General features: G+C 37.4%; 34 protein-coding genes. 28 read left to right on the top strand and 6 right to left on the bottom strand.

What is annotated here, in order from left to right; all coding sequences use genetic code 11:
* The first annotated feature begins 4 nt into the window (after positions 1-4).
* The 13 genes from JFU56_RS11750 to JFU56_RS11810 all read left to right on the top strand — a co-directional run bounded on the left by JFU56_RS11750 (position 5) and on the right by JFU56_RS11810 (position 9358).
* On the top strand, positions 5-259 hold the full coding sequence (locus JFU56_RS11750; protein WP_198437481.1) for a hypothetical protein: 255 nt from the start codon (positions 5-7) through the stop codon (positions 257-259).
* A gap of 20 nt (positions 260-279) precedes the next feature.
* Entirely contained in the window at positions 280-759 is a 480-nt protein-coding gene (locus JFU56_RS11755; protein ID WP_198437482.1) for a hypothetical protein, read from the top strand.
* 23 nt (positions 760-782) lie between these two features.
* Positions 783-1121: a hypothetical protein gene (locus JFU56_RS11760; RefSeq protein WP_198437483.1), complete on the top strand. Its 339-nt coding sequence runs from the start codon at positions 783-785 to the stop codon at positions 1119-1121.
* On the top strand, positions 1111-1641 hold the full coding sequence (locus JFU56_RS11765; protein WP_198437484.1) for a hypothetical protein: 531 nt from the start codon (positions 1111-1113) through the stop codon (positions 1639-1641). Before JFU56_RS11760 ends, JFU56_RS11765 begins: the two co-directional genes overlap by 11 nt.
* A 60-nt stretch (positions 1642-1701) precedes the next feature.
* Positions 1702-2031 (top strand): hypothetical protein, encoded by a 330-nt coding sequence (locus JFU56_RS11770; RefSeq protein ID WP_198437485.1) that lies wholly within the window; start codon positions 1702-1704, stop codon positions 2029-2031.
* A gap of 424 nt (positions 2032-2455) precedes the next feature.
* Positions 2456-3070 (top strand): hypothetical protein, encoded by a 615-nt coding sequence (locus JFU56_RS11775; RefSeq protein ID WP_198437486.1) that lies wholly within the window; start codon positions 2456-2458, stop codon positions 3068-3070.
* A gap of 164 nt (positions 3071-3234) precedes the next feature.
* Positions 3235-3477: a hypothetical protein gene (locus tag JFU56_RS11780; protein WP_198437487.1), complete on the top strand. Its 243-nt coding sequence runs from the start codon at positions 3235-3237 to the stop codon at positions 3475-3477.
* Between the two features lie 310 nt (positions 3478-3787).
* Entirely contained in the window at positions 3788-4183 is a 396-nt protein-coding gene (locus tag JFU56_RS11785) for an integrase repeat-containing protein (protein ID WP_198437488.1), read from the top strand.
* A 314-nt stretch (positions 4184-4497) separates the two neighbouring features.
* Positions 4498-6120 carry an integrase repeat-containing protein gene (locus JFU56_RS11790; RefSeq protein WP_198437489.1) on the top strand — a complete coding sequence of 541 codons (1623 nt, stop codon included), beginning with the start codon at positions 4498-4500 and terminating at the stop codon, positions 6118-6120.
* 114 nt (positions 6121-6234) lie between these two features.
* Complete coding sequence (locus JFU56_RS11795; protein ID WP_198437490.1) at positions 6235-6759, top strand: hypothetical protein; 525 nt, start codon at positions 6235-6237, stop codon at positions 6757-6759.
* Positions 6760-6817: 58 nt separating this feature from the next.
* Positions 6818-7876, top strand: coding sequence for a hypothetical protein (locus JFU56_RS11800; RefSeq protein ID WP_198437491.1), 1059 nt, complete (start codon positions 6818-6820; stop codon positions 7874-7876).
* A gap of 202 nt (positions 7877-8078) precedes the next feature.
* A complete protein-coding gene (locus tag JFU56_RS11805; RefSeq protein WP_198437492.1) occupies positions 8079-8567 on the top strand; it encodes a hypothetical protein in 489 nt (162 codons plus the stop codon).
* Between the two features lie 332 nt (positions 8568-8899).
* The gene (locus JFU56_RS11810) at positions 8900-9358 is read left to right on the top strand and encodes a hypothetical protein (protein WP_198437493.1); all 459 of its coding nucleotides are present in this window, start codon (positions 8900-8902) and stop codon (positions 9356-9358) included.
* 7 nt (positions 9359-9365) lie between these two features.
* Here JFU56_RS11810 and JFU56_RS11815 read toward each other — a convergent pair whose 3' ends face one another.
* The 3 genes from JFU56_RS11815 to JFU56_RS11825 all read right to left on the bottom strand — a co-directional run bounded on the left by JFU56_RS11815 (position 9366) and on the right by JFU56_RS11825 (position 11144).
* On the bottom strand, positions 9366-9554 hold the full coding sequence (locus tag JFU56_RS11815) for a hypothetical protein (protein ID WP_198437494.1): 189 nt from the start codon (positions 9552-9554) through the stop codon (positions 9366-9368).
* A gap of 52 nt (positions 9555-9606) precedes the next feature.
* Positions 9607-10020, bottom strand: coding sequence for a hypothetical protein (locus tag JFU56_RS11820; protein WP_198437495.1), 414 nt, complete (start codon positions 10018-10020; stop codon positions 9607-9609).
* Between the two features lie 245 nt (positions 10021-10265).
* Positions 10266-11144 carry an A24 family peptidase gene (locus JFU56_RS11825; protein WP_198437496.1) on the bottom strand — a complete coding sequence of 293 codons (879 nt, stop codon included), beginning with the start codon at positions 11142-11144 and terminating at the stop codon, positions 10266-10268.
* Between the two features lie 96 nt (positions 11145-11240).
* On the opposite strand from JFU56_RS11825, the gene JFU56_RS11830 reads away from it, so the two are divergent.
* The 14 genes from JFU56_RS11830 to JFU56_RS11895 all read left to right on the top strand — a co-directional run bounded on the left by JFU56_RS11830 (position 11241) and on the right by JFU56_RS11895 (position 19255).
* Positions 11241-11402: a hypothetical protein gene (locus tag JFU56_RS11830; protein ID WP_198437497.1), complete on the top strand. Its 162-nt coding sequence runs from the start codon at positions 11241-11243 to the stop codon at positions 11400-11402.
* Positions 11403-11792: 390 nt separating this feature from the next.
* Positions 11793-12746: an AAA family ATPase gene (locus tag JFU56_RS11835; RefSeq protein WP_198437498.1), complete on the top strand. Its 954-nt coding sequence runs from the start codon at positions 11793-11795 to the stop codon at positions 12744-12746.
* Positions 12747-13272: 526 nt separating this feature from the next.
* A complete protein-coding gene (locus JFU56_RS11840) occupies positions 13273-13647 on the top strand; it encodes a hypothetical protein (protein ID WP_198437499.1) in 375 nt (124 codons plus the stop codon).
* 228 nt (positions 13648-13875) lie between these two features.
* Positions 13876-14139, top strand: coding sequence for a hypothetical protein (locus JFU56_RS11845; protein ID WP_198437500.1), 264 nt, complete (start codon positions 13876-13878; stop codon positions 14137-14139).
* A 9-nt stretch (positions 14140-14148) separates the two neighbouring features.
* On the top strand, positions 14149-14376 hold the full coding sequence (locus tag JFU56_RS11850; RefSeq protein ID WP_198437501.1) for a hypothetical protein: 228 nt from the start codon (positions 14149-14151) through the stop codon (positions 14374-14376).
* 21 nt (positions 14377-14397) lie between these two features.
* Positions 14398-14802, top strand: a complete 405-nt coding sequence (locus tag JFU56_RS11855) for a hypothetical protein (RefSeq protein ID WP_198437502.1) — start codon at positions 14398-14400, stop codon at positions 14800-14802.
* 23 nt (positions 14803-14825) lie between these two features.
* Entirely contained in the window at positions 14826-15290 is a 465-nt protein-coding gene (locus JFU56_RS11860) for a hypothetical protein (RefSeq protein WP_198437503.1), read from the top strand.
* A gap of 19 nt (positions 15291-15309) precedes the next feature.
* Positions 15310-15681 (top strand): hypothetical protein, encoded by a 372-nt coding sequence (locus JFU56_RS11865; RefSeq protein ID WP_198437504.1) that lies wholly within the window; start codon positions 15310-15312, stop codon positions 15679-15681.
* A gap of 34 nt (positions 15682-15715) precedes the next feature.
* Complete coding sequence (locus tag JFU56_RS11870) at positions 15716-16057, top strand: hypothetical protein (protein WP_198437505.1); 342 nt, start codon at positions 15716-15718, stop codon at positions 16055-16057.
* A 718-nt stretch (positions 16058-16775) separates the two neighbouring features.
* Complete coding sequence (locus JFU56_RS11875) at positions 16776-16958, top strand: hypothetical protein (protein WP_198437506.1); 183 nt, start codon at positions 16776-16778, stop codon at positions 16956-16958.
* A 12-nt stretch (positions 16959-16970) separates the two neighbouring features.
* Positions 16971-17300: a hypothetical protein gene (locus JFU56_RS11880; RefSeq protein ID WP_198437507.1), complete on the top strand. Its 330-nt coding sequence runs from the start codon at positions 16971-16973 to the stop codon at positions 17298-17300.
* Positions 17301-17566: 266 nt separating this feature from the next.
* A complete protein-coding gene (locus JFU56_RS11885; protein WP_198437508.1) occupies positions 17567-17908 on the top strand; it encodes a hypothetical protein in 342 nt (113 codons plus the stop codon).
* A gap of 7 nt (positions 17909-17915) precedes the next feature.
* The gene (locus JFU56_RS11890; protein WP_198437509.1) at positions 17916-18731 is read left to right on the top strand and encodes a hypothetical protein; all 816 of its coding nucleotides are present in this window, start codon (positions 17916-17918) and stop codon (positions 18729-18731) included.
* A 152-nt stretch (positions 18732-18883) separates the two neighbouring features.
* Positions 18884-19255 carry a hypothetical protein gene (locus JFU56_RS11895; RefSeq protein ID WP_198437510.1) on the top strand — a complete coding sequence of 124 codons (372 nt, stop codon included), beginning with the start codon at positions 18884-18886 and terminating at the stop codon, positions 19253-19255.
* A gap of 144 nt (positions 19256-19399) precedes the next feature.
* Here the strand turns inward: JFU56_RS11895 and JFU56_RS11900 are convergent, their stop codons facing one another.
* The 3 genes from JFU56_RS11900 to JFU56_RS11910 form a co-directional block, all read right to left on the bottom strand.
* The gene (locus JFU56_RS11900) at positions 19400-21211 is read right to left on the bottom strand and encodes a hypothetical protein (RefSeq protein ID WP_198437511.1); all 1812 of its coding nucleotides are present in this window, start codon (positions 21209-21211) and stop codon (positions 19400-19402) included.
* A 278-nt stretch (positions 21212-21489) separates the two neighbouring features.
* Positions 21490-22833, bottom strand: coding sequence for a hypothetical protein (locus tag JFU56_RS11905; RefSeq protein ID WP_198437512.1), 1344 nt, complete (start codon positions 22831-22833; stop codon positions 21490-21492).
* A gap of 533 nt (positions 22834-23366) precedes the next feature.
* Entirely contained in the window at positions 23367-23933 is a 567-nt protein-coding gene (locus JFU56_RS11910) for a hypothetical protein (RefSeq protein WP_198437513.1), read from the bottom strand.
* 408 nt (positions 23934-24341) lie between these two features.
* On the opposite strand from JFU56_RS11910, the gene JFU56_RS11915 reads away from it, so the two are divergent.
* Positions 24342-25514: a hypothetical protein gene (locus JFU56_RS11915; protein WP_198437514.1), complete on the top strand. Its 1173-nt coding sequence runs from the start codon at positions 24342-24344 to the stop codon at positions 25512-25514.
* Positions 25515-25650 lie beyond the last annotated feature (136 nt).

Genomic DNA, 25650 nt, shown 5'->3' on the forward strand with positions numbered 1-25650 from the left:
AATCATGAAGTTGAATGTTGATTTATCGGAACTGCATATAGCAGCAGCAAAAATGCAAGGCTTGGATGCGTTGTTAACAGAATTACGAAATCAAAAGCTATGTTTCTCTAAGGGGTTGGAAATAGCCTCAAAGTACGTTGAAATAAATGGTGGCGAAGTCACTGTTATTGCAGAGGGCACGTTATTGAAATTACTTTGTGATGAAGTGACTTGCTTCCAGCCTTATGAAGACATTAATCTTTTTTACTTCGAAATCTAACGTTATTCTGGAGTTGGTATATGCCAAGTGTTCAGCATGAAAAACTAAGTGAATTGGCAGCTAAGTGGGCAAAAAAACAAGGGTTTCCGATCATCGCGACTAACCTTGGTGCTTCGGGTTGTCGTGAAAAAGTAGACCTAATTGCATTTCGTTCAAATTGCACCTTGATGATTGAGTCGAAGGTGAGCAGGGCAGATTTTAGGGTTGATGCTAAAAAGCCTGAAAGACAAACTGGTGGTGTTGGAACTTATCGTTTTTATATTACACCGGTAAATATGGTTTCCATTTCAGAGATCCCTGATGGTTGGGGTTTACTTTACGTAGAAGGTAAGAAAGTCATTGAGATGGTCAAGCCAAGAGGAAACATGTGGCCTCCTTTTAACACTGGTTACACCTCAGAGTGGGACGAATTCAAACATGTCGTTAATCAAGATGCAGAGAGGGCATTACTATTTTCGATAACGAGACGGTTAGCTCAAAACAAGCCAATTTTAAACTAATGAAATATGAGGAATACTGAAGCATGACAATCAAACCAATTGAAGTTGTTCGTGACATCAAGGGGATGTTCTCTCATCCTGATTTTCCAGCCTGGGATGATAATGCAGAACTTAAAGAAATGAATGATTGGTTTAGCATGAATAATGGGTCTTGGTATATTGATTCATTTGAAAGCAATGGCCCCGAAGACATGGTTGAGAGTTGGTTTGATAATGGTGACTCTGATTGTACTAACTGGCAACCTATCTGTGATAAGCCTGGGGCATTCCTTTTGTCAATCCACGACACAGAGGAAGGGCCGGTAGGATTGTTCTTTATCCCTAACCTCACGGCCGATGAGGTAATTATTCATGGTGATTAATCACTTCATAAAGACATTGCGGATGCATGGCTTTGGCCTTGTTTCATGGGGTTATGATAGACAAAGACTCTTGACCGCAGATACCAATAAACAAATGGTTAAGTCTCTAGTTAGCTTGAATCAATTCAGTGAGGAAGATGCTGGTGGTATAGCCGATGCACTTGTTAGGTATTCATATGCCTTAGATTCTGACATGTTTACATATTATGAAGGCCTTGGGTCAGGTCATTGTGTAGAGCAATTTATTGGCCAGCCCCTCATCGATAACCATATTAATCACAACCTAGTTGAAAAGGTAAATAAGTTGGTTGAAAACGACTTTGACATTCCACTCGAATTTTTACCTCGAGAAACCGTTATTGCTAAATGTGAGGAAAAGATTGATAAGTTAATCTCTGTTGAGAAGCAACTCAATGAATTACGAACCATTCAGGCGAGCTGGAAAGGTAAAGTACTTGCGTTACTTGGCATTGAATTACCTATTGTTGAGCAGACATCTAAGGTGAAAGTAATTGATTAGTTCTGTTGCAAGAGTTAAAAAAAAGTATAAAGACAAGGGTTAGGAGAATAAATGGGTTATATGAGAACGTATGGTGACGCTAGTAATGCGCCAGAATACAGTAGTAATTCTATCGGCACTCCAAGTTGGTCAGGGAAGCATGAAAGTGAATTTACTGATCAACTACAAAGTGAATTACAAAACTTCATAGTCTGCGAAGCAAAGTTGCAAGGCCACAACGATAGTGTTCAAGACCGTGTTGGGGAAAATGATAAATTTTTCGATAATAATTTTTTATCTGGTTGGCCTCAGTTGCTTTGGGACGAATGCTATCAGCTTGGTATCTCCGAGCAACAAAACCCACAAGAAATGCCTGATTACGATGAGCTTTGGCCCCCAATGCCAATATAGGAAAATATATAAATGCATAATGAATTAAAACTAATATTCGCTATCATAATCGGTATTTCAATATTGAGTTATGATCGTATTGACGATATGCAGGAGTCATACAAAAAGCGGCAAGAGTCTAGCGAACAGTCCACCAAAAGGTAAGGCGCACCCTAATAATCGTGCAATAAAGTGTTTGTTAGCTGCATTTCACGCAATGATTAACTTTATAGGTAAGTAGTAGGAGTTATATAAGATGAGGTCAGATTATTGCCAATCGCTATTGTAATATGTGTTTCAATGATTGCGGTTTGCGGTTTCATTTCAGTGTCACAGTCAGAGTCTTACAAAAACTCACACTGTGTCGGCGAACAGTCCACCTCTTAAGTTGGTAAGGCTGTCAGAAATGGTTCGTTATTTGAAATTAGTCATAGGAAAAATTTTCATGCAATACGCGATAATGGAGTTTGGTAAAGAAAAAAAGAAGACACTTATCTGTGCGAGTGAGATGGCTATTATTGAAAAAGCATTTAAAAATAAAAATGCCGATTTCATTATAGACTCTGATCACTCCGACAAATACGAAGAATCACTTTCATTAAGGGTTGTCTACGGTTGCTATCGAGTAAACCCGCAAATCAATACCACGGCAGACGTTGAAAGCCTAATCAACGAAGCCGTTAACAAGTGGCTATGTACATTCGACGACGATTCAACTCTATACCTTGGTATTGAAGATGTGCGTATCTACTCAGCAGACATTGTGTATCGTGATTGTGGCCACTCAAGCTGTAGCTCTGAGCATAAGACATCAGATTTGGCATTTGCCGCGCTTGTACTTGCACCTGATGATTTGAACTTTGGTTCGGCTAAAAGTCAATCTGTAACGGCTTTCGTTCGATACCATCAATTAGATCCGGTTATGAATATTGTCAATCGAGAAGGCCTATTTTCATTCGATGTGGAAGAAAAACGCACTAATAGTATGGCGATTACAAAAGATAACTGGAAGTCATTCATTGATCCAAAACGAGCATTACGTTCGGCGAGTAAAATGTAGTTATTTAGTTGCATACAAAGAGTTAGCCATACCTATACAGATTAGACGACTCCTATTAGGAAGGGGCTAGTGTCTAACGACTGACCCCATTATGTATTTAAGGCTGTTAAAGCCTTTTTTAATGCGCTATTATCCGTACTAAGTACATTTGTTTTGGTGTTGAAATGGAAACTGATAAATTTAAAAATAATCGGGCTATGAAATATTTGCTCGAAGAGTATTTCGATAATGATAGAAAAAGATTAGCAGCTGCTACACACAAAAGTGCTTCGACTGTAGAGTTTTGGTTTAGAACTAAACCCAAGGCAGTAGGTCTGGATACATTGGAACTTTTGCTTTACAAGATAAAAAAAGGTAATAAGAAAATTGATTTGCCAGATCATCTTTTGCCGGAAAGTCTTAAGTAGTCTAAACCGAATTAGCTGCTTGATTGTATTTATATTGCATGTTTGTTTTAAAAAATTGGCACTAATAAGATTGGGTATATGAGCAAAATACGTTTCGAGGAAGTACTCATTTTATCGGCATAGCAGTTTCTTTCACTGGCCTTACATTTGGATGGACGGGTATACAACAGCTTAGTGAATCAATAGTAATGGGAAGGGACATTCAAAACGATTTGTATATTAATGATAGGGCGTTCGGAAGCGTGTCCTAAAAAGTCTATGACTGAAGAATCGTAGATGTTCCATGCTATAAAAATTGTGGGGTTTTAAATTGACGGTACAAGAGATTTATAAAACATTCTCTGAGGCTTCAACTGCAGCGGCAATTTTGCAAATAAAATCGTCAAATGATTATGCCTTTCGGCATGAATTGGACCCTCGATTACCAGCATCTCCTGATAAATATTTCAAAGATTTCAAGGCTGAGGGTGGCTGGCTTACTTTTCTGTACAAAAGAAAATCACAAAAATACGAGACATTTGAACAAGCGTCAAATGCTTCAGTCATTGAGTTATCCATCAAGTCTGGCAGATCTTACGAGCATGAATATAAAGCTGATCCTAAATTGCCGTGTCGTCCCGATCTATTTTATCCGGATTTTGAAGTTAAAGGTGGTTGGGACGTTTTTTTAAGAGAGGTAAATAAAGCAGACTTACGGAGTGATTAATACAATATTTACACTTAACATTTTGTTTGTATTCACTAGGACTTTGTTAGTCAGCTAAAAATTAGATTGGGCTTAAGCTTCTGTCTGGTCACTTTGATTCAGGTGGTAACGACAGGCCTTAAATCAGAAATGTAAAAGAACAAATATAAATTACAAAAAGTGTAATTACCGAATGAGATAAGTCTCATCGCATTATGAACCGACTTTGATTGATTATGTTTGACTTAAGTAAGAATGAAAAGGCTTTCAAAGCCTTTTTTATTGCGCTATCATCCGTACTAAGTACATATTATGTGAAGACTTGAGGTTATAAATTGACGGAACAAATAAAGTATAAAACCTTCACTGAGGCATCGGCTGCGGCAGCAATCCTTCAAATTAAATCTTCTAACGATTATGCCCGTCGGCACAATTTGGACCCGCAATTACCGAAATCCCCTGGCACATATTACAAAGATTTCAAAACAGAGGGAGGCTGGCTTACTTTCCTGTATAAAAGGAGATCACAAAAATATAAAACGTTCGAACTAGCCTCTAATGCAGCAGGGCTTAAACTAAAAATTAAAACAGGTTTAACTTATGAATCTGAATATAAAGCAGACCCTAAATTGCCCTCTCGGCCTGATTTATTCTATCCCGATTTTGAAGAGAAAGGTGGCTGGGACGCATTATTACACCGTGGTAGCACTGTTAATTACAGTACTTTTGAGGAGGCTTCTAAAGCAGCCATTAAATTAGATATCAAAAATCCACGGCAATATCGCGATAAAAGTAAATTTAATACAAAACTTCCCTGCTCTCCCGATAAAGAATACTCTGATTTTGATTCTAAAGGCGGATGGACTAACTTCCTAAATCTGCCCGTGATATACACTTATGAAGAAGCATCAAACGCGGTAGTTAAACTAGGCATTGAAACTTACGAGCAATATAAAACTGTGCGTAAACTAGATCCTCGCCTACCAGGTTACCCACACAAGTATTATGATAAATTCATCAAACTAGGTGGTTGGCGACCATTTGCACGAAAAGCTTTCTACAAGACATTCTTTGAAGCTTCAGCTGCTGCGGTTAAACTTAATATTTATGATTACGACGATTACAAGATCAATTATAAAAAAGACCCTCAGTTGCACTCTTCACCTAGTTTTTTTTATGAAGACTTTGCTAAACGGGGTGGTTGGGATAACTTTTTAAAGCGTAAGGGTAAGTACAATTATAATACAGCATCCGAAGCTGCAAAAAAATTAGGTATTGTGGATTATTATGATTACGTGAATAGATATAAAGAAGACCGCCGGTTGCCAAGATTCCCATCAACTTATTTTGAAAAATTTGATAAGTTAGGTGGTTGGGAACGTTTCTTACAATTAGATAAGTACAATTACCAAGAAGCATCAAAAGCAGTTTTAAAACTTGGAGTTGATAGTGCTGTACGTTACGAAACCATGAGAATAAGTGATCCTCGTTTACCAGTTGAACCTAAATGTTATTATCTAAATTTTACTAAACTGGGTGGTTGGGATAGTTTTTTACAAAAATGTACTAAATATTCATCGTTCCGTAAGGCGTCCATTGCAGCAACGAAACTTGGTATTGTATCTGCTTCAGACTATACATCTGTAGACCTCGATGGCAAGCTAAAATATAAACAAGACCCACTCTTACCTAGTAATCCGAAACTCTATTATAAACATTTCAAAAAACTAGGTGGTTGGAATAAGTTTCTAAAGCAGACAGGGAAATATACGTTACTACATGAGGCATCAAATGCAGCAGTTAAACTTGGCATTAAGACGGCATCGGATTATTTAATTAAAGATAGTGATGGAATTCAAAAGTACAAGCAAGATCCTCGGCTACCTGCTAGTCCACAACAATATTTTAATGACTTTAAACTGAACGGGGGTTGGAAAACCTTCTTGCAAAAACATTAATAAACTTTCGTAATTTAACAAAGTTATATAGTCAATTTGTATTAATTATGTAAATAAATAATGGTTAACACTATGACTAATTAGTTCCAACAAAACACACATATGGAGTAATTTATGAGTGAAGTACTAGCAACCGTTACTTTTAGTGACGGGCAATTGAAATACACTAAGTTCTCTACAGCATTCAAATGCTGTGACGGTGAGCTATTCGAAACAGGTGAGGCCGCTCTGAATAAAGTGTCAATCCCTGGTAGTAAATCAGAAATACATACAAACTTGAAATTTGTTAATATTTCAGTATCTGGATTTGATAGCTGGATTGGTATTGCAACTGAAAACAATCTACTCGTCTCTAAAACACCCTTTGGTATTGAGTCAATTAATCAACAATTTGAGGGCGTTGTTGTTGAACACTTAATGCACCTAAATAAGACAGGGCCTTCTGGGCAGGTTCAATGTGGTGTTCAGATGCCAACAAAACCATTAAAAAAATATATTTTTGATGAATCATTATCTTGTTTAGCTCAATTTAAAGGGCATGTATTTTCTAAAAAAAATCCATTTGAATTAGGTCAGAAAAAAAAGCTATGTATAGATTGCTTAACCTCAATTGACGTGACGAATGTGGCTAATAATTAGGGGATCAATTTAAATGGTGAAAAAGACTTTGGTATGTTCGGTAGTAGCTATCATATTAATGACAACATTGACCGGCTGTAAAAAAAGAACTGAATATTTCCCTAATGCACCGGAGGATGTAACATTCTCAGAACCTTTTGTTGTTGAGTTACCTGCAGAGTCTTCCTATGCAGAAAAACGAAAGTTTATTGACATAAATTGTGATGGTATTGAAGACATGCTTGAAGTACGTGATACCAAGATTTGGTCACAGGAATATGAGGCTACTGTCTTTTTAGGTGAGAAAAATAAAGATGGTTATCTGCAGTTTACTTCCAATGGAATGTACAGCTTCAAATTACCGATGGAAAAATCATGGGCGAGTACCATGACCAAAATTGATTCAGCAGATGTAAACGGTGATGGGTGTGGCGATTTGGTCTTCACTGAATATAAAGCAGGGTTTTCAGAAGACACTTATATTGCAAAAATTGCGCTTAATCAAGGTGATGGTAAAACCTTTAAATTTGCCACAGAACAGATCACAGAAACCATTCCACTTGAAGAAGTGATATTAAGATTCATTGATTTGTTTGATACCTCATCGCAAGAAGATCTAGCTTCATACTTCACAATGGATTGGTCTGATGCCAATGGGGATGGTAGGGATGATCTACATTTATTCTGGAAAAGTAACCGAGATTTGTATGGGAGTGTTTTACTATCAATGGATGTAGAACATGCCTTGTCTGAGTTTGCCTTTGGTAATGAACGTGAATTTATTTTAAATAATTTTTTGGTATCTCGTAATGGGGGAACTTACACAGTTCGTCGACTTGATACTGAAGATTTTAATGGTGATGGGATAGGGGATTTAATTCTTCATTCCAATTCAGGTACTAGGATCGACCTTTCACCTGCTCTAGGCAAAATTGATGGTGACAGTTTAAACTACACGGTCAATAAAATGAGTAGTGGTACGGGAGCTGATTTAGATTTCTTCTCTTTTGAAAAAATAGATACGTTTGATGTTAACTTTGATTCTTGTGCTGATTACGTTCACTTAGGTGTTCTTGAGACTAAAGGTAAAAAGAACAAGTCGGTAGGTGTATATAAACTAGCAAGTTGCAATAACTAAATGATCTTACCTAATTGGATATGCCTTATCACATTATGAGCATGCTCAGTTGAACGTTATTGATAACAAAGAATTATAAAAGGCTTTTAAAGCCTTTTTTTATAAGATAGTATTGGTACTCGGTACGCTGGCATGACGATTCATTGATTCTATTTACGTTAGTTATCGATACTGTAATATTTCATAAAAATGGAAACTTTAAATGCAAGAAAGACCTATCTCAATTTCAGGTACAACCGTTCACTTCCACGCATGGGATCATGATACAGTCAATCATAAGTATGATTTTAAGAAAGATGTTCAGATGCTTAGCACTATCATATCTAATTTATTTATAACTAATTCTGGCAAGCTTATATGTATTGAGGGCCAGTCTGGTTCGGGTAAATCCGCTTTTGCAAAAGTGCTAGAAAGTACTGGCGTGAAATGTAAACTTATCGATGTATTTATATCAGGGAAAACAGTAGAACCGGTTGCACCTAAAATTGAAGATGCGAGTGTGACGTATATAATCGATGATGCCTCGTATGCTGAAGTTGAGGTGTTTTCTAAAGCGATTAGTCATGTGAAGGCTGGTGGTTGTATTGTTTTACTCTTGGAATCAATCAGTGAAGTGCAAGAGGCTTTAGAGCTTGACGCCGTGCCAGTATATTTCAAGTTAAACCGCAGTGGTTTATCGAAATTAATTTAATCGAGGTTTTCATTATATCTAATCCTTGGACGTTAAAATGGGGGGGGGGCTGCATTTAACCAAGTAGATACTGGCTTTGTTTTACGCATTGAACGAGAATCTGAAATTACTCTTGAAAAGTTTATAGAGGGTGAACATAAACGAATTGATAAGCTTTCTGAAAAATACAAGACCAGCAATGAGCTAGATACCCAGTCGCATCGATTGACAAGGCCTATTTGGGGTTCTAAGATTTGGTCAAACTTACTTCTAAAATTTTAGTCATGATACCAACTGAATTCTAATTCAAACAATCACAATCACAATCACAATATATAATATTAAGGGCTTTTATGTTTAAGATAAAATTTAGTGTCGTAGGGATCTTACTTTCATCACTAGCATTTGGTGTCTCTGCAAAAACAGCGGACCAAATAGAACAAGATGGTTTTTATTTGGCGATGGAGTCAATGAACCCGAAAGGTGCGCATTATACGCGTGTGTATCAGCGGATGATTGAAAATAAATGTAAGAATCAGTTAAGTATTGATGATCTCACTGGTACTGGTTTCGCAAGTGTTGTCGCAGCGTTCGAAGTATCGGGCTTGATGGAACGGCCAACAATTCATGGTTACACAGGATTACCAATGACGGTTGGGGTATTAGCTGCAGACGCAATAAATTGCGATAATTATGGCGCCCCATTTAATGCGCTTCTTTCAAACTCATTAATAAAGCAAGAGTATCCGAAGTTCTCAGCATTTTTATCTACATGGAATACAGTATCTTTTAAACAACAAACCAAAAGCTAATACATCGTTACTTATTGGTATTGCCCTCTCCAAATGTACCGTGCCGCTCATGCATTTTGTCTAGGGCTATTTTACCGCGCCTCAACGCACGTAAAGCGTGCGAATTTAGATTGCCCTCCCTGACTTGGCAAGTAAACTGTTTTGCATCTTTGCCACTTAATTTAAAACCGCCGAATACACTAGACTTGATGTTCATGTTGATACCTTAAATTTAGACTGGTTCGAGAGGTTTGGTTATTGCAAACCGTCTAATTTATTAACTTTTGATTATCAAATACGCATAGTACACTTTGGGTACTTTTTAGATTAATCTCTTTGCATTCGAAATTAATGTTATGGATCTCTGACATTTCAAAAAACTGTTCGTAGTTAATTCCGGAAAAATGAACATAGGTTGTCGCACCTAATGTTGTGATCCCAGGTAAGGCAGTCAGTACAAGCTCCTCATTACCAGTTAAAATGGTGTTTACTGTTAATAAATTATCATTGATGGAAAACCCGTTCTCATCTGGCACCAATTTGATCGTACCAGATTCTTGAAACTCGACATATTGACGTTGATTCCATGATAAATGCTTTGTAGTTACCGTATTCATCTCGGTGTCAGTCCATAATGGCGTATCTAATGGAGACTTGTTATCTTCTACGATTATTGACCCCACCTCATTGTCCGAACAACCCGAGACAAATAGCGTTCCGATGATAAAGGGGACCAATACTGATTTTACTATTTCTTTACTCATTACTATTTCTTTACTCATTACTATTTAAACTCACGGTTATAGTTAATGGTCTTCAGTTATGAATGACTCCCTATGACATGGTATTAACTGTTTGCAGATCTTAATACCCGTCGTACATAGAATTATGTTTTAAGCTCTTCTTATTTGGTAGGTCCACATGAAGGCTAAAATTCTACACCAAACATCATTTGTGTTAACGGTGAGCCCAATATCATATAAAGCCAACCAGAGGCAGCTAAGAATGGACCGAATGGATATTGTTTATCTTTCAGTTTAACTTTGTTTGAATAGACAGCCAGTAATATGAATGTAAATCCAAACGCGATCGACAGAGATATGATAACTAAAAGGGATTGCCAGCCAAACCAGGCGCCGAGAGCAGCAAACAATTTTGCATCCCCATATCCCAAACCATCTTTCTTAAAGATTTTTTCAAATACCCATATAGCGAATAAAAGCACCAGGTAACCAGCAATAGCACCGGCTATTGCATCGGCAGGGCTAACCCATAAACTATTCATATTTAAAAATAAGCCGCACCAGATTAATGGCAATGTAATTCTATCCGGTAGCAACATTTTGTCGAAATCTATTGCAGTTAATGCAATTAGGCACCACGTTAGGATTAAACTGAAGATTAAATTAATACTACTTGGTACCGTCATGGCCACAATTACACTTAAAACTGCAGTTAACAGCTCAACGGTAGGGTAGCGAATAGAAATGTCTGCTTTGCACTTACGACACTGGCCACCTAATACTAGCCAGCTAATCACTGGAATATTGTCTAACGAAGAAAGTTCATATTTGCAATTGGGGCATGCTGATTTTGGTACGGCTAGGTTGAATGGCTTCTCTGTACCTGCAGTTATTTCACCTTCATTGACCGTCACATCATAATCCCGGTTCCAATTAGCTTCGATCATGATAGGTAAGCGATATATAACAACGTTTAAAAAGCTGCCCATAACTAACCCGACCAAACCTGATGTAAACCATAGCGTAGCAGGGAAGTGCTGGAACAACATTGTCAACTCATACATATTTATCACCTATATAATATTTTGGATTTAATCGTCTATCGCCACTCGGTTTGAGTAACAGATGATACACAACTAAACTCACAAATAGTTGAACGGGTGAATTTCGAAAAAGGTAATGGTATTGCACTTCGCAATCCGGATGCTTATACTTTATCCAGTTCTACACTAACGAAAGGTACAGGTATGGCGATTAAAAGTAGTGCATTTGGTTGCACAAGGTTAACGGGTGAAGATGCGATCCGGTTTATTGTTCTATGAATGAAGATAAAGCGAACCCCAAAGCTCAGCGTAATCTCATTGAGGGGCGTAAACTGCGTGCTTCTATGCGTGCGTTGCAGATAGACAACCAAGGTTAAGCCTTGGTTTTTTTACTTCGAATGTACCAGCCAAATTCTCTTATCTAAGATCTACCTTGTACTAAAAAGTGTTAAACACTTCAAATCATGACCCCATATTTAACTTATCTACTTGTATTGACAGAGATCTGCAGTATTGCTAATCTGAATAAAGTCACTTGTTCTGACTAGCCGCGCCCAATTGGCAAACTGTGTGATACAGAGAACCTTCACTAAATTTGACACTCATATTTTACAAGTCATACCTATTCTGCATGGGCGCAGCTTTACCTGGTACTAGACGGAGTAATATATGTTTTTATCCAACGGTCAATCCCTATCTCGATTACATAAAAATGCGAAGCAACAAGCTAAGCTCAATTCCATAAAGCTTCATGAGGCACAAGCGCTAATAGCCAAAGAACAAGGTTATACGTCGTGGGCTAATATGATAAAAATCTCGACATTGCACCCAACCTTAAAACTATCTTTGCCGGATAAGTCGCCTGTTGAGATGCTTGAAAGCGGCGGCTCAGTTCCGCCTACATTCTTATTACAAACTAACCGCGCTCGTATTGGTTATATCCTTGGAAGAACGGGGTCAGGTAAAACAATAACGGCACTGGACTTTGCTGAACAAGCCCTATCTCAAGACTGGGAAGTATTTGTGCTGGGCTCATGGTCAGTAAATGAAAAAGCTTACCTTCATGATTTAAGTGAGGCAAGGGGGATCCAACTTCTTAAGCATGAACGCTTTCACCCTGTTGATACTTTGAGTTTGGGAGAACGCATAATAGACATCAACAACCTACCTCCAAAAACACTGTTTATATGTGATGAAGCTCATCACTTACTAAATAGTCGTGGTGACGTGATAAATAACATCTTAAACACAGGTTGCCCGACTATATTTGTAATTCAAGATTATTTAGATCTCCCTGAAACCGGTGTGTTACCCGATTTTCTAATGGATGACAGTGGCACTCCAGCAGAAAATAATAGACATGGATTTACGCTAACTCACTCTCCCGATATGCTTGAACGTTGGAACGTTAAACCATCTAGTGATGAACTTAATCTAAAAACTGCTATAACGATAATGGACGAGTTAGGCGCGAATTTTGGTGCAACAAAAGACGGAGTATCTTTATTTGGCCGTCCAGAATGCAATGAAAAAGAGATAATTAGTTACTGTGATGAGATGGGAGAAGCAAAACGCTCGGAACTGTTATTAAAACGAGTGCTCTCATTAAGTTCCAAGACCTAAGAGTTTACGAATACTTCTATGCCACCAGCTATCAGCTGGTGGATTAGCCTCTCACAGACATTGCCGTTTACAGATATCACGTCTGAAATCTCGCTGTTGTTGTGTAATGCGATCATCACCTGATGTAGAGAGAAACAACCCAAGGTCTTTATTTGAATCGCCTCGAATCTTTAACCGCAGCATCCTCTTCTATTAACGCATCAAACATAGGTTGACCATGTCAACTGTCTTGGTCATTGATTAGGATGTACTTCAGCAAACTAAACCATTATTAAATAATTCATAGCTTGAACTTAACTCCTTTTAATTTAATTAATTACAACTATTGACGTGGGTACTCGGTACGGTATTATTACTGTGTAAATGTTTTTAAAGTTCATCTGTTATAAATGATGACTAAATCACAATCGAATCTTACTATAAGGATGGTCGTATAAACTGGAACACTCACATAGTAAAACTTGATGGTTATGGTGTTTTAGGCTTCACAAACCACCAGTTAATTTAACTGAATAGGATCCTTTTAATGACTATAACGCAGCTTTTAGAAAAATATAGTATGTCAGATGTCCTAAAGTGGCTGGATGATAATAAAGACAATATTGCTTTAGTACCAGAACATGAACTTGAAGAATTGGTAGAGTTACGAGATCACTGGGAAGGTAAGGCAACTGAACTTGCCGGTGATGTAGCTAAAATGCTCAACGTGGAAATTGGTGAACATAGCTCAGGTAATTGCCCTGTGCAAAATGCCATTGAAGCGGTCTACGCTAAAACGAGCTCTGAAGAAAACGCAGAAAACGATACAGATAATACTGCAAAACCAATAGTAGTAGATGGAGCAAAGTTGATGACAGGTATTATGATATTTGTGTTTGCTATGGTCCTTATCTACAATTAATCGGGTTGAACAGATATAGTAGGATTACCACCAAAAACTAAGTAGAAAACTTATGGCGATTAGATGGTTAAGAGTGATTACTTGGATAGGTCTAGTAAGCGGAATAATTGCGTTAGTATTGTCAATAAATTTTGGTAGCAATTGGGGTGTAACGTGGACCTCTATTTGTGTTATTTGGTGTGGGATTTTGCTCACATTTGTCAAATCTGAATGATGGGAATCTGGGTAATGTCAAATCGTGTAGTTGTTATTTTTCAAAACCCTGAGTACGGCACAGAAGATTTGCCTTTCCCTCCAGTGGGAACGAAAGGTACGGTGATTGGTTCTCTTGATAAATACGGTGATTATGAAGTTATGTTTGATGATTATCCTTGCCCTGTGGGGCTTGAAGAATCTTGGGAAACACATAAATCAATGATCGTGTTTATTGAGGACCCTAAAGTTATTAATGACGGCGTTGAGTCGACCGAATTAGTTGAAAGTTTGATATAGGAAATTGAAATGTTAACGGTTAGATTTATAAATGTTGGGTTTAGCAACGCTAATTTCGAAAGACAATTCGATGGTGTTGCCGATGATATGACGGAAGAATTTATCCTGGGTAATGCTAAAGAACATTGCGGATCTCGCGACCTTGAAGCGTTACTTCACGAAGACGGCGAACGCGGAATTATCATGGGTGGATTAAGGCAAATTGGCGAGTTTGAATTTGTCGAATCCGGCAGTTAACTATTAGGAAATAATTAAACAATGAAAAAATATCTATCAGTTCCATTAATACTGGGTTCCGCAACTATCTTCCTCATAGTAGCTATTTTTTTTGTCAAACTTGGTGCAAATCTGCAAAAGAACACTCAAGTTAAAGATGTACCTGAAATAGCAATTGATGTAGAGGCTTTCGAAGTGCAGTTATATGACTTCACTATAAGTATTAAAAAAGGCTGTACCTTTAACGGGTATAAAAAAGACATTGCCTACACTAAATTTTTTGCTCAATGTGGAAATAGAATAACTGAAATTAAAATTGATCATGAAAACTTCGTCATTCAAAGTTTCGGAGTTGATGAGTCCGCACTGCAAGATGAGCCAATAAAACTCTCTGGAGTAAATTTAGGGGTAGATTTTGAAAAGGTACTTTCTGAGTATAAAAGCTAATTAAATAATAGTAAGAGAATTCCGTGATCAACTTTAAAGGGCAAGAAGTTACTTTATATGACTTATCAATGAGGTATGGCATTGCGTGGTCAACTCTTAATAATCGTCATAAAGCAGGGCTTTGTGACGATGAGTTAGTTACGAAAGGTAAGTTAAGAGCCATTGTTCATTTTGGCAAGAAATCCACGCTTACCCAAATTTCTAAAGACACTGGCATTGCTATTTCTACATTAAAAAACCGTCATGCTAATGGGTTAAGAGATAAAGAACTTATTAACATTAAGCATGGTGGAGTTGGCAATAAGCAATCGGCCACAAAGTTAACTGAAAACGATGTAATTGAGATTAAAATGCTACTCATTACATCTAAATTGAATCAGAAAGAAATTGCAGCAATTTTCGACGCAGACCCCAGCCATATATCAGATATTAAACGTGGCAAGAGATGGGGTGATGTAGTCGTGAATTATGACGAAATAATCAATTAATCAAATATGGAAACATTTTGTGACACATACTGAAACTGAAAGCGTTAAACAGGTTTTTGAGCGGCTAAGTAAATCTGCGTTACTGGGTGTTGATGATGGTGATAACTGCACCGTAAAAAGAGACGACTTATCCACCCTGTTACTTGCTTATCAACTGGAACTGAACAACACCAAGGGCAAATCGGAAACTGATTTTAATATATGTGAAAAAATGAAAGTTGAGCAACGTATTGTTGGTATGGAGATGGTAGTAGAACGGTTCGAAAACGGGCATGGCTTGAATGAAAACTTCGAAGTGTCTCCAGAATTAATATATGATCTTTGCGATGAAATTTATGGCGGTGATAGTCAAGAAGTTAGAGGTAAATTTCAACCGAGTGAGTCAAATTGAACGATATACTAAATATATTATAAGGGAAGATATAATGGAAGATTCGAACATTCAAAGTGATATACAAGAGCACTGCAGGCAGATGGTTAAGTTCCATAAGAGTATTACATTGTTAACATTAATATTCATCGCGTCTTTATTAATGGTATCAAACACCGGCTTTGAGGTTCAATCGTCAAAGGGCTCACTTGTTATATTGTTTAGTACTCTCTTGGCCTCCATATTCGCATATATAACTTACGCAAAGGCCATTGTATTCCCTGATGTATTAACTGGTTACTACGGCAAGGTGGCATCTAATCTATCAAAGCTTATCGTAGCTATTTTATCAGGTGTTATCTGTTATAACGGCTATGTGGTTGTAATGGCCAACTAGTGATATGTGATTGTTTTCTAATCTGAACTAGAAATTGGATTATTACATCTCTAATCAACTCAATGAAATTTAAAACAGGATAGATTAAATGAAAGCATTTTCATCATTACTTTTGGCTGGAGCGCTCGTGGTTTTATTTATTAAAGTTGGCTCGCAGATGGAGGTTAACAGTCTTAAAAGTAATTCAGCACAAATAAATGTCGAAAGTAATACATCTGAATGATGTTTTTTTAAACACTTTGTCACTAATGGGAATCAACAATAATGATTAATTCAATTTGGAAGAAATTAGAAGACAGATCACCCGAGGAGGCCGCTACTTTCGTTGCTGTCCGCCTATTTGTAATGGCTTCAGTATTAATCGCTTTAGGTATATTTTACTTAGTACCAAATTCAAACACTTTAGTTTCTGTTGGGATTGCATGTAGTTTTTTTTGCTTGATGATTTCGTTCTTTAACTTATCTCTATCGAACAAAAGATAGTTTTTTAATTCTGTTTACCTTCAAGAACGGTCAACATAAAGACAGTTCCAAATACTAATCGTCAACTTCAATGTTAGTAACATTATTAAATGATATGTAAATTCCATTCATTCTCGTACTTGTAGTGGGTCATCAAAAAGCACGCGGACCCACTCTCTGCCGCGGAATTTTTGGGTAAATTTGAAGCATACAATTAATCGCAATAAAGTAACTAACCAACTTACAGGGAAATATTATGTTGAATGAAAATTTCAATGATAGGCGTAACCAATGGCAGAAGGATTATGTTTTTTTGATTGAACATAACTTACCAGAAGCAGCCATTATACCTATGCCTCGAACTATGGGGAAAACTCAGCAAGTCTCTTTACGACTTGAAGTTGAAAGAATACAAAATGATAAGATCACTAAATCGTAATAGGTAGCTTTGATGGCCAAGAATTCTTATGCAACAGAAGTGTTGAACCGTGAATTAAATAAGCTTGAAAAATCGTTGACTGGTGTTATTTCAAAATGTAAGGCGTGTCCAGCCTCTGAGTTTCTGGAGTTAATGGAAGAAGTTCGAGTAAAGTTAAATTGTTGTAGTGATAGAACAAATCCAGAGTTTGTTGAATGGATGATAGAGGCGGGAAAAAAAGAAAAGCGCTTAAAAAAAGAGATGACGCCAGGCTCCTCGGAAAAACATTGGGATAGAAGACATAAAATAGAAACCCAAATAATTGAAATAAACAGTGCTATTTCTAGATTGAATTATTATTAGGATATTTAATGAAAACTTCAACAGAAAGACTAAATTTAAAAAAAGTTAGACCTATCGCTACAATTGAGTACTGAATGATATTTTCATCCATTATTTTATTATTCGTAAAATACCATATTGATAATAACAAAATAAATACAAACAAAATTTCACTGGCTGAGTATTGTTAAACAAGTCAGGTTCACAGTCAGCCGCGTAGTTTGACTGAATATTGCAACAAACTTAATTCAAATAACCAACAAATCCAAGTAGGGACATGAATAGATATGAAAAATAACAGTGTAGTAGCGTCAAACCAAGATGAATTATGCGAAATAAGTTTAATGATCAATGAATCATATAATCGAGACATCGAAAAATTGGAGTTAGTTAAATTTAAGGAACTGACCAAAGCTTCTCGTAAGTTTGGCTTTCCATTTATATGCACGCTAACTGATGAAAACGAACAAATTCAATGGGCAGCAAAACTACTAATTTTGACAGCCAATACATGGCCCTTAGAGGATGTCCCTGAGAACTTTAAGTTATTGTCCGGCTCAATGTTACTTGATGATGCAATCAATTTAATAGCGACCGGTGTGGGTAATTACCGGATATTAATCTCATAGGACCCACATGAAGAAACTAGTATTAACGATTGCTCTTATGTTACAACCAATATCATCGTGGGCTAATATCAATATTATTAGTTTCCCCTCATTTGGTTATACCGTTGAATTGAATAATGCAAAAATTGTCTATCTCGGCGAATCTGATGATCTCTGTCGAGACGCAAGCCTGTTTAACGTCAAGCTAGGCTCCAGTGCTGAAGATGTCTTAGATATGTGCAGCAGCGATACACTTGGGCTTCATATCGGTAATCTTAATAATGGACAAAAGGTCAGTTATATCTACCAAAGCAGCAAACAAAGTGACGCTTACAGTACTACTAATGCGAACTATGAGCATGAACTATACCATGCGTTGAAGTTTTCAGGTTCCCAAGAACAGATAGAATTATTTGAACAACAAATATCGAAACTTACAAATGGTGTCATTGATTTAGGGCTTTACGAAGAAGAACAAGGCGCTCAGGTAGTCTCAATTATATCGGTTTACATTAGTGGAGTTGATCGGGAGTCCATATCTCCTAGAGATTCATTTGCAAAGTCAGTATTAGATAAACTTGATGATACAGTTCTAAATCTTGATTCCGTGTATAACTTTAAATTAAGTTCTGACCTGCGATTACTCGCTAAAATAGTACCTAGTACGGTTGCAGTTTATAGCGACTTAGTTTCGTTACACAAATGCCAGGCAGATAACCCAATGCGCTACATTAAAAACGTACTCGTTGGCTCTGAACTTTATACATCATATTTAACTGAATATAAGACTGAGTATTTAGTTAATCTAAGTAATAGTTTTGCCCCGTGTATCTCTGTTGGGTGAGAAAATATCATAAAGTTTCAATTTGAATTAGCCCTAAATAACGAATACTATTGAAGCTAGAATACTTGATTATGAACTAGAAATGTATTCTGAATGCCTTATGATAATAACGCAGAAATGAACTAGTAGATAAATGTTAAAGACTAGTTATTATGCTAGTAAAGACTAAGAATATCTATTTTGAACGGAATAACTGGCGTGGCCATGTTATGTATTTAATATTAAACAGCGAGATTGACGTTATGTACGATGAGAGCCCGATTACTGAAAGTGAAATGGTAGCAGTTGAACAGGTAATTTCTAATCTAATTTGTAAAGAAAGAGAAACCAGTGAATGTGGTACACATGTTTACAAAGATGAAAAGCCTGAAACAGCAAGAGCTGAAGCACTTTGCCCTACCATTGAGGGATCTACAATGGCTGAGTTGGAAAGCAAAAAAGCAAGAGCCGCAGAGTTAGATCACGATGAAGATGTGGATGCATTAGATATCATTATTGACGCGCTGAATGATCACCGTGGTTGAGCGATTTATAGATCAAAAGTGAATGCTTAATACAAAGACATATTAATGTGCTGGTGGTGTTACAGATTACGCCACCAGCACATTTAAAAAGGGTATCGCAATTATGAATCGCGTTACCCTTTTTTGATTTTAATGGTTAGATCACTACAAAACCTTATTTGATTGGTATTGCGTTAAGATGCCAGAGTTATACTTTCGGCCTCTTCTCGCCATTTCACCTAACATTTCATTATTCGACCGTTCTTGATAGTGCACAAGGTTTCCATGGGTGATATATGCAGCATCTTTAGACGCAATTCGTTTAGAATGCTTGATGATGTCGCAGATATCTGAATTTTGGCTGGAATGCCTTTTCAGCAAACGTAACACATCCTTGAATAACCCTTCGACACTTCCTTTTTCATTATTAGGAACAAGGGCTAAAGCGATGGTGCCGGCTAACGCAATATCATCAGAGTTACAGTTAGATTTGTACCCAGGCAAGTATGAAAGTAAATAACCTAGAAACACGACATCACGGCTATTACAACTACAGGTAAATCGATCACCATGTACGAATTCCTTATAATCTTTAAAAATGTAGCCTATAACCGGTGTTTCGAAAGCGGTAATTATTTCAGGATGGTACTTCTCCACCAGCGCACCGAGTGTAGTCCAGTCCTCTAAATTGTCAGGATCTATGTCAGCATCGGCATCAGCGTCATCGTGATCACCGGACTCACGATTAATAAGCGTGTTAATATCAAGTTTGAATCCATCAAAAATGGATAGTAAGAGTTTTTCCAATGACAGGCCTTGTTCTAGCTTACCTTTTGCAAACTCAAGTACAGCTTGTTTTGAATGCGTGATGGTAGAATGTTCGTCAATAGTCACTTGTGGTATCACGCCACCGGTAATTACTTCTGCAGGTGTTTTCTGCCAAGGCAGAACTGAAATGATTGTGTGGTTATGAATTTCGCTATATCCATGAACTCGGTTAGGCCTTAAATAAGATTGATCACTAACACTGATTAACTCAGCGTTATTAAAATCAATTGTGTGCCATGACTCATACTCTGAACTAGATATCTCGACTTTGCTTGCCCATGTCAAATCAAATTCACCATCGATAAACTCTCCACCTAGGATTATTTCATTTAGATAGATAGATTTAAGTGCCTCTGTAACACTCGTGACGGTTTTAAATAGGGTAGGGTAATACGCTTTCACGCCTTGGTTGAACAAAACCCAACCATGAAGTCCACAGGTGTTTTTGATGTGGTACACGACTATATGCTCGGGTGTGTTCCAATTTGTTTGCTTACAGTCGGTGTAAAGTATGAAATCATTCAACGGGACCCAAACAAGAGGTAGTATGTGTGTCGTGATAAATTCTGGTACCGTTATCTCAGTCCCCAGTTCTGCAACTAATGCATCAATGTCGCCTAATTTATTTAGCACAGACTCATAATCGTTAGAATCAAATATTTGACCGTCTGAATTAACGGCGTAGGTATATGGGGGTAATAGTTTTTGTTTGTGTTGCTCTATGATCAACCGCGGTGATTCGTAGCTATTTATTAAATGCATTTCATCGATATTGTAAAACATACCTGCACCACGGTGTTTAGCATGCATACGTTGCACGCGTGCTTTGTCGGTAACATCATAAAACGCTAATTCTTTTAGAGGGGCGCGTTGTATCAAATCAATCATTTCATTAGGCCTAACACCGTATTTATATAGGGCTCTGCCGAGTATGCTCGAATGTACTTCTTTAAGTTGAATTTGGGGAGGTAATGATCTAGTAAGTGCCACTCGATTGACTTCGTGGACTGAGTTATATCCTAATAAGTAGGCCAATGTTTCACGGGAGTTGTTTAGCCCTATTTTACCTGTCGGCCAGTGTCGTCCAATATACTTGGCCACTTTGTTAAAATTATTCGGAAGATCGGTAGATAGTAGTGGGATTTGCATAAGTCACCTTAAGTAGTTGCTGCCTAACCACATGGTAATTCATGCGGTAGAAATATAATTAATGGAGTTACTTTCAGTAGGTCATCGACTTTGCCACGGCAGCGGCATGAGCACTGTAGCCCATTAGTTAAGACTAAGGCACTGTGATCATGTTGTCTAGGGGGAAGGGAAAAATATTACAGTGTGATGAGGTTGGTTGTAGTTTAATGGTGTTAGTTAATGCGCTATGTGGCCATAACGCATTTGTTAGCATCCCTGATTACTTAAAGTGACAATAATTAAGTGGCATTAAACACAAAGTCTTCATGTTGAACTCTATAAATTGGGTAGGTGTGGGCGTCTTCTTCATACGATTGGTAAAAACCATGTATTTCTGAAAAATCATCATCACGACTTAAGCCTAGGTCTGTACCAAATGAATGAAATATTAATTCCTCAAGATCAAAGCGCTTCATCCAAGCCTGTTTGACCTTAACATCAGTTACCTCAAGTGGGATCTCATTACGATTTATTGCATTTGGATTAATGTTGACTAGTTTCCATTTATGTTCTTCGAGGTCTTCTGGTAATCCCATTGAGAGCCTGAAGAGGGGGATTATCCGATTAAGATATATTGTGGAATACGCTTTTGTGTATGGAGCAACATCATATTGGGATTTATCAAAGCCATCTTCAATATGGAATATATTGATCACCTCAACGTCGATTTCTTGTGCATCATTCGATAAGGCATTAAAGTTAAAATGTTCGGCGGTGATGATGGTTTGCTCGAAGCATTCTTTGATGACGCTCGCAACAAATGAACCGGTAAGCGCGTTGCCCCCACTGTAGTAACTTGGGAAGTGTTCATCTTCTTCAACTAATAAGTGTAATGCAGCGATGAGACTTTCAATTTCATGTTTTTCTGCCTTCGTTAACAGGTAGTAAAATGTACTTTCAGTGTCATAGCTGTGCACAATTTGGTATATATTGGCTTCTGATTGCTCAGCTCGAAATTTAATGCCTATACGTTCAAGTCCAATAAATGCTTCTACATCAGCAGTTGGAACCGAACTCTGGCCGGTACCCTTGTCGGTTCCGTCGTCATCTCCGTATTCAGCCCCATAAGCTATTGACTCAAATCTAGGCTTGTCATTACCAAATAATTCACACCACTGACGAAAAGGCGCGTGCAACCTTTCCATGTCATGCATTGAGATACTGATCTTATCTTCACATTCTTTTTTAACCCGCCAAAGTCTGACGTCAGAATTGTTTAAATAGGTTGTATCTCCCGTTCTATCATTAATGTGAATAAGTGGTTGATCACCGCCTATCCATTTTAATGAACCTGAAAAGGTTTTTCCGTATGTTTCTGCTTCTTCTTTTGTTGTGAACTGTGCATGCCGCACATCTATTTGCCAGGGCGCATCTTCCTGATATATGTCAACTGCAAACCATTTATCCCAATACTCTGCCAAATAAGGTACTGCTTTATCCCATGGCATGTCGAGCCCATTAGTTTTAGCTGCAGCGTTGAGAGATTCGGTATAGTTATTAAATTGATTTTTAGATTTTTTCGCATCTTGTTTAATTTTGCGAACGGTTCTTCCGGAAGGAAATCTTAGATTATCTGTAGACATACTGTACCTCTAAAAGCAGTGACACAATGGCCGACTCACTGCTACTGCTAAAGATATACAGTTAATAATGAGGGTAACAACAGTTGATGCGTTGTGATCTTCGCCAAGGTCGGCTAACGAGCGTACTGAACACTCGCCTATAAAGTTATCATAATTAACAGAAAATGAGATGTTTTATTTCTGATAATAAATTGACTGCTGGTGGAGTTTCATTATTTTATATGGCGAATGGGATCGTGAAGCTTACCAATTTGTACATCGCTAAGATTTTGTAATATCAGGTAAGTCTCGTTCAGTGGTAAAGTGTAAGTGCTCCAATTGTCATTACAGACTAATGTTTACCAGTTAGTTGTTTGAAGATTGTTGATGACTGGCAGAACACCAAACAGTAACTTTATGAAATCAATGTTACCAAACGAAGCCGTTTATTGGCATTGTAATAATAGTGGGGGAGGCGTGCGATTATGGTGGTTTGTTTTATTGCAGTATTCAAACCACCAGAAAGGTTATATTAATCGAAAGTTAAATCGCTATTAAATATGCTTTGAATATTCATAGTAGCAATTTTCAAATATAAATCCATTTGCCGAAGGTGCTGAATAAGAAACTTTACCTTCACAATTTGCCACTACTGGTGATTCAACGAATCCTATTTCTATTTCCTTGCGTTCAATCGCCATAAGTACAGTAAAATCGAAATTCAATGTATCATTATTAGCGGATATTCTTAAACCATCTTCAACCATGCTAGTCTTAATTGTGGTTGTTTTTTTATCCGCAGATAATTCCAAGCCCTCTACGTAATGATGACTGATTGTCGAAGCATATTTTACATTACCATTACTCAGTATCACACTTTCTTGGCAATACCAATTGGTCAAATCTGAATCAATGTCTCTATTAAGGTCAGCGCAAACTTTAAGTAATGTCTCGCCTTTGTGAGTCAAAGTCTCACTCTTTTTAGCCTGCTCAAGTGTATTTGATTTAACCCAATTATTTAATGGGGTGTACTGAGTCGAATGATCGATTTGACTGCAACCTGATAGGGCTATAATTGAACCTATTAACATTGATTTTTTGATATTCATTACTTTATTCATTCTCTTGAATTCCTTATTAACTACCATGATTATTTTGATCGTGATTTAGAAAGTGGCCAAGACAGTATTTATGACGAACCATTAATACTGAACATCCGATGTTGTTTCTTCAATTAATGTACCATAATGACAGTACTAGGTACGTTTTGTTTGCAGTTAGATATCACGATTAATCATAATTGTATTAATCCGGTTTGTAATTTAGAGAACAACTAAGTATGAGTAATTGAATGTAGTTAAACCTCAACATGATATGTAACGATATTTTTTAGTCGAATTGGATTTGTAGCTATCTACAATCAAGTTCAACAGGGTATTATGTACAAATAATTTGCCAGAAAGCTAATCTGGGTTACTTCGTTAGTCAAAGAAGATTGATAATGACATTTTATATTTTTGGGAGTTGTGATGAAATTTAGACCTTGGACACCAAAGGGAAAGAAACTACCTGTACGTTTTTATCTTGAAGGCAGCACTAACGGAGCTTACATTGGTAAAAAACAAGGCAGTTTAAAAATATCTAATTCAACAATCAATGAAGACCAGAAAATTAGAAGTTTTCTACTCTCTCATCAGATTGATATCGACACGCTGGGCTTGACGGATTTGGGAGAGCAAATAACAGCTAAACGGCTTCACGTATTCTGCAGTGAAATACCAAATATTTTAAATAGCGTTCCTAACGTAGTGGATTTCAAGCCCAGTCGTAATAAGAGTACTAGTAACTGGACACAACCGCATCGAGGACAGGCTACGCAAGCGGAGCTCTATCAAGAATCATTACAATTAGACATATCTTCAGCCCCATTTAAAGCAGCGACAATTGAGCACACCGTTGTTACAGTCGACACAAGGGAGCCTGAAGAGCTCTATAACTTAATGTTAACTTCTAAAATCAAGTCGGTTGGTTATGGATCATTGCCACTTGCTGATATTCAAATTGAAGATACAAGAACCGGTGATATTCTGCTTATTGAACGAAAAGTGATCTCGGATTTCCATAAAAGTATTCTCAATAATCACGCGCACGATCAGGGAGAACGATATTACAATGCGGCTTTGGCTGCGATAGCCGAAGGGAAAAAGTTCAGAGTGATCTGGATCATCGAAAGTCAACAAGAGGGGCGCGAGGGTTTGTATCACTCTTTACCGCAAATAAAAATGGTAGATGGCATGATTAATTATTTAGATTTAATTCTAGGCCAGTCGGTATTTCAGAGCTTTAGCCTTAACCATACGGCATATTTGACCAATAAATTTATCCAGGGGTTCATCGAGCAGGAGCTCTATTACAAGGTCAAGACCGGAAATCCATTAGTGAACAGAAACAAAAAAGACCGACAGAATATTCATGTTGGTACATCTGGTGTGACAGATCATGGCGTTACTCGAGCCAGTAATAACTTAGAGTCAATGCTGGTGTACCTCCCTTCAATTAGGCTGAATGTAGCAAGGGAACTGGCCACACTAGGGAAAAGCTACAAAGATATCATTTCTATGACAGTCGTAGAGCTTGAGGCTATTAAAGGGGTAGGTAAGAAGACTGCTTTAGAAATTCACTCTGATTTTAATAAAATGTAAAGTACATTTCTACTGGCTGGGGTATTTTAAAGTTTACTATGAGGGGGTGTATCCTCTCAAAATTAACTAAAATATGCATTATAGAGCGACACTTCAGAAATATAACTTACCATGTATGCCTCATATCGAAGCTGAT

The organism is Moritella sp. F3, from assembly GCF_015082335.1.
In the GTDB taxonomy this organism is placed as follows: domain Bacteria; phylum Pseudomonadota; class Gammaproteobacteria; order Enterobacterales; family Moritellaceae; genus Moritella.